This is a genomic window from Mycobacterium sp. (genome assembly GCF_050701675.1).
In the GTDB taxonomy this organism is placed as follows: Bacteria; Actinomycetota; Actinomycetes; order Mycobacteriales; family Mycobacteriaceae; genus Mycobacterium.
In genome coordinates, this window is record NZ_JBOGDD010000992.1 from 1 (window position 1) to 7,881 (window position 7,881).

The 7,881-nt window shown below is 68.0% G+C and carries 9 protein-coding genes; 6 read left to right on the forward strand and 3 right to left on the reverse strand.

The features are described 5' to 3' along the window. Positions 1 to 133: 133 nt before the first annotated feature. Entirely contained in the window at positions 134 to 997 is an 864-nt protein-coding gene (locus ACRDUX_RS30045) for an SDR family NAD(P)-dependent oxidoreductase (RefSeq protein ID WP_526419347.1), read from the reverse strand. A gap of 118 nt (positions 998 to 1,115) precedes the next feature. Between ACRDUX_RS30045 and ACRDUX_RS30050 the strand changes: the two genes are divergently transcribed. The 5 genes from ACRDUX_RS30050 to ACRDUX_RS30070 are packed head-to-tail and all read left to right on the forward strand — an operon-like array spanning position 1,116 to position 4,901. Then, a complete protein-coding gene (locus ACRDUX_RS30050) occupies positions 1,116 to 1,622 on the forward strand; it encodes a GNAT family N-acetyltransferase (protein ID WP_526419349.1) in 507 nt (168 codons plus the stop codon). Continuing rightward, entirely contained in the window at positions 1,607 to 2,590 is a 984-nt protein-coding gene (locus ACRDUX_RS30055; protein WP_526419351.1) for an LLM class flavin-dependent oxidoreductase, read from the forward strand. Before ACRDUX_RS30050 ends, ACRDUX_RS30055 begins: the two co-directional genes overlap by 16 nt. Further along, entirely contained in the window at positions 2,587 to 3,714 is a 1,128-nt protein-coding gene (locus tag ACRDUX_RS30060; protein ID WP_526419353.1) for an LLM class flavin-dependent oxidoreductase, read from the forward strand. The genes ACRDUX_RS30055 and ACRDUX_RS30060 overlap by 4 nt, the downstream gene beginning before the upstream one ends. Beyond that, a complete protein-coding gene (locus ACRDUX_RS30065; protein WP_526419362.1) occupies positions 3,711 to 4,592 on the forward strand; it encodes an LLM class flavin-dependent oxidoreductase in 882 nt (293 codons plus the stop codon). The genes ACRDUX_RS30060 and ACRDUX_RS30065 overlap by 4 nt, the downstream gene beginning before the upstream one ends. A gap of 18 nt (positions 4,593 to 4,610) precedes the next feature. Beyond that, positions 4,611 to 4,901: a hypothetical protein gene (locus ACRDUX_RS30070; protein WP_526419354.1), complete on the forward strand. Its 291-nt coding sequence runs from the start codon at positions 4,611 to 4,613 to the stop codon at positions 4,899 to 4,901. Between the two features lie 6 nt (positions 4,902 to 4,907). Here ACRDUX_RS30070 and ACRDUX_RS30075 read toward each other — a convergent pair whose 3' ends face one another. Further along, positions 4,908 to 5,636 (reverse strand): MBL fold metallo-hydrolase, encoded by a 729-nt coding sequence (locus tag ACRDUX_RS30075; RefSeq protein WP_526419356.1) that lies wholly within the window; start codon positions 5,634 to 5,636, stop codon positions 4,908 to 4,910. Between the two features lie 59 nt (positions 5,637 to 5,695). Between ACRDUX_RS30075 and fgd the strand changes: the two genes are divergently transcribed. Then, a complete protein-coding gene (fgd, locus tag ACRDUX_RS30080; protein ID WP_526419358.1) occupies positions 5,696 to 6,706 on the forward strand; it encodes a glucose-6-phosphate dehydrogenase (coenzyme-F420) in 1,011 nt (336 codons plus the stop codon). Positions 6,707 to 6,711: 5 nt separating this feature from the next. Here fgd and ACRDUX_RS30085 read toward each other — a convergent pair. Then, the coding region (locus tag ACRDUX_RS30085; RefSeq protein ID WP_526419360.1) for a glycosyltransferase at positions 6,712 to 7,881 on the reverse strand (1,170 nt) is incomplete at its 5' end.

Sequence of the window (7,881 nt, forward strand, 5' to 3'; positions counted from 1 at the left end):
CGACCACTCCGACCCATGCCAGCCTAAACCCCAGGTTGGGGATGAACCACCGACTGTGGACAACCACCCCACCAGACCCCGAAAATGTCGGAGCCACGTGCTACGCGATGGGGTGATCCGATGGACCGGGCCTCTAGCTCTCGCCCGGCTTCTCCAGAACGCCCTGGGCCGCCTGGGCGCGGTTCTCGTAGGTCTGCCTGGCGGTCTTGTCGAACTCGAGGAAGACGTGGTCGTTGCCCATCTGCTTGGACAGCCGGCGCCTGCCACGCGGCCCGAGCATCGACGTGACGGCGCCGATGAAGCGCAACGGGGTCGGCACGGACACGTGGGTCTTGGGCTTGTCGAGGGCCTTGACGATCGCGGCGGCGATGTCCTCGGGCTGCACCGGCTTCTGCGCGCCGGTGTTCTTGGTGCCGGCAATCAGCTCGGTGTTGGTGAACGTCGGCAGGATGACCGTCACCTCGACGCCCTGCGGCGCGAACTCGTCGGCCATCGCGGTCGACAGGCCGACCACGGCGAACTTGGTCCCGGCGTAGACCACCTGTCCGGGCACGGCCACCATGCCGGCCATCGAGGCGATGTTCACCACGTGCCCGCGACGGCGCCGGACCATCTCGGGGAGCACCAGCTGGCATCCGGTGAGCACGCCGTAGAAGTTGACCTCGATCGAGGAGCGGATGGACTGCTCGGACTGTTCGAGGAATGGACCGACGGGCATGACGCCTGCGTTGTTGATGAGCACGTCGATGTGGCCGTCACCGTCGGTGCGGGCCTTGTCGAGGAACATCTCGAACGACTCCCTGTCGGTGACGTCCAGGGGATGGCCGGTGACCTGGCCGAACTTGGCGAGGCCGGTGACGGCTGACTCCAGGACCGCCACGTCCCGGTCGCCGATGACCACCCGGGCGCCACGGGCCAGAAGGGCCTTGGCGGTGGCGTGGCCGATGCCGCGGGCGGCACCGGTGATCGCGATTGTCCTGCCCCTGATGTTGTCCATGGGGCCAAACTTTACATGTGTCAAGTTTAGATTTGAAGGCCGGTGACCTTGCAATCACCACGAGGCGAAGGAAGGTCTGCGGAATGCGGAAGGCCGCTTCGCGGTAGACATTGGGGTGATGACTCTGCCAACCGTCGACGGGCTGCGGTTCGTCACGGTCGGCCAGCGCGACCCGCTGGCCGAGCCGCTGCTGGCCGAGCTCGCCGTCGAGTACGCCACCAGGTACGGCGGCACCGTGGAGCTGGTGGACGGGTGGCTGCGCGACCATCCGGCCGACGAGTTCGAAGCGCCCGACGGCGGCATGTTGATCGGGCTGGTCGATGACCAGCCCGTGACCGGGGGCGCGTTCCGCCGCTTCGATGCCAAGACCGCGGAGCTCAAGCGCATCTGGACCGACGGCGGGCACCGTCGCCGCGGGCTGGCGAGGCGCCTGCTCGCCGAGTTGGAGGCACTGATCGCGGCCCGCGGCTACCTGCGCATCTACCTGACTACGGGCGACCGTCAGCCGGAGGCTGAGGCCCTCTACCTCGCGACGGGGTATCGAAGGCTCGACGAGCCACTCCCGGCCCAAGGTGACGTCTTCCCGATGGCGTTCCTCAAGGAGCTGTCGTGCCCCGGCCATTGAGCGTCGCCGTGGCACTCGAGGGATACGGCTGGCACCCGGAGGCCTGGCGCCACACTCCCGACCGCCAACCGCATCTGCGCGGCCGCTTCTGGGTGGACGTGGTCAGGACCGCCGAGCGCGGCATGCTCGACTTCGTCACCTTCGACGACGGGCTGACGCCGCAGCGGCGCCGCAAGCCCGAGATCGAACCGCGATGGCTAACGGGGCGACCCGATGCGGTACTGCTCGCGTCACGGGTCGCCCCCGCCACAACGCACATCGGGCTCGTCCCAGTGGCAGCAGTGACACACACCGAGCCGTCCCGTCTGGCCACGGCGATCGCGACGCTCGACTTCGTCTCCAAGGGCAGGGCAGGCTGGCAGCCCAGGATCAGTGGTACCGCCCAGGAGGCTGCCCTGTTCGGCGGGCGCGACGTCGGCGGTGACGACCTGTTCGCCGAAGCCACCGACGTGGTCGACGCGGTGCGAAGGCTCTGGGACAGCCCGTCCGGCACGCCGCGACCGCCACAGGGCCAGCCCGTCGTCGCCGCGCTTGCGCATGTCACACCGGTCTACGAGTTCGCCGCCCGCAGTGCCGACCTCGTCTTCATCACGCCGAAGGACGACGAGCAGCTGCTGACCATCCTCCGCGAGGTCGGGGACTCCGGCGGTGCCCACCTGCGGGTCTACGCCGATGTCTTGGTGGCATCGGCCGGCGTCGTGGATCGTCGCTCCGACGCGTACGTATTCGACCGCACCGCAACCGAACTGGTGGATCTGCTGGTGCGCTGGCAGCGCTTGGGGGTTGACGGTGTCCGGCTGCGGCCCGCCGTCACCGCGATCGATCTGCCCTTCATCGTCGACGAGGTCATGCCGCAGCTGCGCGCCGCGGCAGGCCTGCGCGCCGCCTACGTCGACGGCGAGACCCTCCGACAGCGCCTCGGGTTGCCCGTGGCGGACAATCGATATCAGAAAGCGGTGCCGATGTGACCGTGCCCTTGTCCATCCTCGACCTCTCGCCGGTCAGCGAGGGAAGCGACGCCGCGACGGCGTTGCGCAACACCGTCGACCTGGCCCAGCACGCCGAGCAGTGGGGATACCGCCGCTACTGGCTTGCCGAACACCACTTCGTTGCGGTGGCGAGCTCGTCTCCCGCCGTGCTCATCGGTCAGCTGGCCGCCGCCACGGAGCGGATTCACGTCGGCGCGGCCGCCGTCCAGCTGGGCTTCACCACGGCCGTGGCGGTCGTGGAGGACTTCGGCATCCTGGACTCCCTTCACCCCGGTCGCATCGACCTCGGCGTCGGCCGGTCGGGTCAGCGTCGCCGGGAGGCCAACGCCGAGAAGCCCGATGCGCCTGCGGACCAGCCCAAGCCGCCGCCGAGGACGTGGCACGAAGTCGACGGTGTCATCGTCCCGAAACCCTTCGACCTCAGTGCGCTGATGCGCAACCCTCGGCTGAAGGCCAGGATGTCGCTGCTCCAGCAGCCCGACGCGAACGTACCCGACTTCGCCGATCAGGTCTCCGACATCCTCGCGATGATCGACGGCACCTTTTCGATCGATGGCGTGCAGGCGCACGTGACGCCGGGGGAGCGCGGAGATGCGTTACGGCCGTGGGTCTTCGGTAGTAGCAAGGGTCAGAGTGCGCAGGTGGCGGCCGCGAACGGGCTACCGTTCGTCTCGAGCTATCACATCACCCCGGCGACCGCGCTGGAGGCGATCGAGGCCTACCGCAACGCCTTCGTGCCGTCGGATGCGCTGCGCGAGCCGTATGTCGTGGTGTCGGCCGACATCGTGGTGGCCGACGACAGCGAGACGGCGCGGCACCTGGCGTCGACCTACGGGCATTGGGTGTACGCCATCCGCGCGGGCGACGGCGCCGAACCGTATCCCGATCCCGACGCGAGCTTGCCGCTGTCGCCGGAGCAGGCTGAGGTGGTCAAGGACCGCACCGCAACGCAGTTCGTCGGCGACGCCGACGAGGTGGCGCACCGACTCGATGCGTTGCAGCGCGTCACCGATGCCGACGAACTCGTCGTCACGTCGGTCACGCACCGGCACTCCGACCGTCTTCGCTCTCACGAGCTGATCGCCAAGCGCTGGGGGATCTGACGTTCAGAGAGGGTAAGCACCGCAAGCAGATTCATCTAGCGGCGCGGTGCGGTGGTCAGGTCGACTTCGAGTCGTACGTCCACCTCGCGCGCTCCGCGGAGCGGGGACTGTTCGACTTCCTCCTCCTTACCGACGTGGACACGTTGACCATGTTGGCATCGCTCGCGGCCGTATCCGACCGATTGGGTCTGGTCGGCACTGTCGACACCACGACTGACCAACCCTTCGCGGTGGCAAGGCAACTCGCCACTCTCGACCACCTGTCCGATGGCAGATCGGGTTGGCACGCGGCGACCACGTCGGACACCGACCGCTACCCACGGGCAGCGGAGTTCATCACCGTCGCCCGCGCGTTTTGGGACAGCTGGGAGACCGGTGCGGTTCGCGCGGATGAGGAGACCGGTGTCTACGCCGATCCCGGACGCATCCACGCCGTCGAGCATCGAGGCACGCAGTTCGACGTTCGGGGATACGCCACCGTGCCAGCCGGCCCACAGGGGCACCCGGTCCTGCTGCTTGACGGCGATTCCGCGGATGGGCAAGAACTCGGCGCCGAGTACGCCGATGTCCTCGTCGCGCTGGACCCGGGCCAGCAGAGCTACGCGGACGCCAAGGCGCGAGCCGTCGCCCACGGCCGGGATCCCCAACGGCTCAAGGTGTTTCAGAACCGACACTTCGTCGGCACGCCAGCGCAGGTGGCGGCCGAGATGGACCAGCACGTGCAGTCGGACGTCTGCGACGGTTTCATTCTCGACCCGTACCTCGTGCCACACGGACTCGACGAGTTCGTCGACGCGGTGGTGCCCCTTCTGCAGGAGCGCGGTGTGTTCCGCACGGAGTACGAGGGCGCCACGCTCCGCGAGCATCTAGGGTTGTAGGGCGGCTACGCTCGACTCGTGCTGTCGGAGCTGACGGTGGGCTGGCTGATCCTCGCGGCTGCCCTGTTGACGGGTCTTTCAGGCGTGGGGCTGCGGTCCTACGTGGGCCGTAAGCCCCACACCAGGATCGGCCGGATGACCAGGAAATTCCGGGAATCCGCTGTGGGCGGGGTCCTGTACGGTCCGGTCGCCACCGATGCGCTCGACCCCGAGGAACTCGACCAGACGATCCTGATGCCGACCATCGTGCTGGGCTGTGGCCTCATGCTGACCGCGATCTTCCTTCTCGGCTACGAGATCCTCACCTGAGCCGTTTCAGCGGGCGGCCTGCTCGGCCGCCTCCCTGATCGGTCCACGCCACACGGGGCCGTGCCCAGGAAGCAGGACGTCGGTGTCCAACATCCCGAGCGCCGACAGGCTGCGGCCACAGGCGCCCTGGTCGTGGTTGAACAGCCCGGGCAACAGTTGCGGACCGTGGCGCTTCGACACGGGATGACCGGTGACGAGCGCGTCGCCGCTGATGAGCACGCCGTCCACCACGAACGAGCAGTGGCCGCCGGTGTGGCCTGGCGTCGGAATCGCCATGGGCATGCCCGGCAGGGCCGCGGCGACCTCCTCGGTGAGGGCCTGCGCGGTCGGGATGCCGTCACGGATCAACGCGCCCATGCGGGCGATGGTGAGCGACCACTTCAGATAGCGCGGCAGCCAGGCCTTGGCCGCCAGGTCGATCGGCGAGACCTGCTCCAGATACTCGCGGTGGGCGTGGCCTACTTCGCTCGCGTGGCAGAAGACGGGCGTGCCATGGGCTCTGGCGAACCAGATGGCGGTGCCGAAGTGGTCGACATGGGCGTGGGTGAGCAGGATGGCGCGGATGTCGTCGGCACCGAATCCGAGTTGCCGGACCGAATCGAGTACTTCCTTGCGCTGATCCGGGTAGCCGGCGTCGATCAGCACGACGCCTCTTCCATCGGTGACGAGGGTCCAGTTGACGAGGTCCGTCTGCGCGAAGTGGACGGTGTCGGTGATGGCCGTCAGAGCCGTCATCCGACGAGTGTATCGAGCGCGATGGAATATCCATTCGATGCGAGGGGTAGAACAGATACGTGGCTGAACTCAAGTTGGGATACAAGGCGTCGGCGGAACAGTTCGCCCCGCGTGAGCTCGTCGAGCTGGCCGTGGAGGCCGAGGCGCACGGCATGGACAGCGCGACGGTGAGCGATCACTTCCAGCCGTGGCGACACGTGGGCGGTCATGCGCCGTTCTCGCTGGCGTGGATGACGGCGGTTGGTGAGCGCACCAAGCGTCTGGTGCTTGGCACCTCGGTGCTGACTCCGACGTTTCGTTACAACCCGGCCGTCATCGCCCAGGCGTTCGCGACGATGGGGTGCCTGTACCCGGACCGGATCTTCCTTGGCGTCGGCACCGGCGAGTCACTCAACGAGATCGCCACCGGGTACGAGGGGGAGTGGCCGGAGTTCAAGGAGCGCTACGCCCGGCTCCGGGAATCCATCAAGCTGATGCGCGAGCTGTGGCTGGGTGACCGAGTCGACTTCGACGGTGAGTACTACAAGACCAAGGGCGCCTCCATCTACGACGTGCCCGAGGGCGGCATCCCGATCTACATCGCCGCGGGCGGACCCCAGGTGGCCAAGTACGCAGGCCGTGCCGGCGACGGCTTCATCTGCACCTCGGGCAAGGGCGCGGAGCTGTACAAGGACAAGCTCATCCCCGCGGTGAAGGAGGGGGAGGAGGCCGCAGGCAAGAGCCCTGACGCCATCGACCGGATGATCGAGATCAAGATCTCCTACGACACCGATCCCGCACTGGCGCTGGAGAACACCCGGTTCTGGGCGCCACTGTCGCTGACCGCCGAGCAGAAGACCAACATCCACGATCCGCTGGAGATGGAGAAGGCCGCCGACGAGCTGCCGATCGAGCAGGTCGCCAAGCGCTGGATCGTCGCCTCGGATCCCGACGAGGCCGTCGCCAAGGTGAAGGACTACGTCGACTGGGGCCTCAACCACCTCGTCTTCCACGCCCCCGGCCATGATCAGCGCCGCTTCCTCGAGCTCTTCCAGAAGGATCTGGAACCGCGGCTGCGCAAGCTCGCCTAACGCGCTTAGTTGCAGGGGAGGCCGAGCGTGCGCTGCTCGAAGAGATCGGCGCCGCGCGCGACTCCGCCGGTGGCCTCGAAGCCCGAGGCCACCCGCTGCGCGCCTGCGGTCATCGTCATCGCTTCGCGAACCTCCGCCCGCAGCCGCGGAGTCGACAGCCTCCTTGCGGGCAGCCGGGTGCCGCACCGTGCCACTTCGACGCGGCGCGCCACCTCGAGCTGATCGCGGCCGAACGGGACCACGCACACCGGAATGCCACGCGCCAGCGCCTTCTGCGTTGCGCCCATTCCGCCGTGCGTCACCGCACACACCGCGCGGTCCAGTACCGCGCCGTGTGGAACGAACCGGCACACCGTCGCGTTGGGCGGCGCGGCGAAGTCGTCGGGCCGCCCGGCGGGCACGGTGGCGACCACGTGCACGGGTTCGTCTGCCAGTGCGGTCAGCGCCGTGCGAAGTAGGCCTTCGTCGGCCTGCTTCTCCGACGACGTCGTGACGAGAACGATCGGTCGATCGATCGCGGCCATCCAGTCGGGGGTCTCGTCCGGTCCCGGATCGAGCACGCATGGCCCGATCATCCCCACCGAATCGCCCCATTGGGTCTGTTCGTACTCGAACGGCTTGCCCGTGGCGACCAGGATCAGCCCCGCCCGGCGCAGGAAGGCGTCCATCGACGCCACTGGCGCCACCCCGACGTTCGCACGAACCTCGTTGACCGGCGGCAGAATCACCCTCTCGAGCCTGCCGGTCACCACCCTCCGCACCACGGCGTCCCGGACCGATCCCAACACCCCCGTCACCGGCCTCAGGCCGAGACCGAATGGCGGCACCCCTGGCGAGCGCAGGGCAGGGGTGTACGGCGAGAAGCACGCCCACGGAACGCCGCTGGTCTCCGCCGCCGAGAGGGCGCCCCAACAGTTCACGTCGACGAGCAGTGCGTCGGGGCGAACGTCCAATACCGCATCGGCGAGGTCGGTGACCTCGTACGTGGACCGGTGCGCGAATGCTCGAACCGACAACTTCAGTGCCACATAGGGATTGGTGGCAGTCCAGTCGTCGTGCTCGATCTCCTCGATCCGTGGATCGATCGTGGCTGCGGCGAAACCCAGTGTCCCCGCGAGGCTGACACCGCCTGCCAGCGTTCGCACGTGAATCGAATGGCCGCGTCGGCCCAGCTC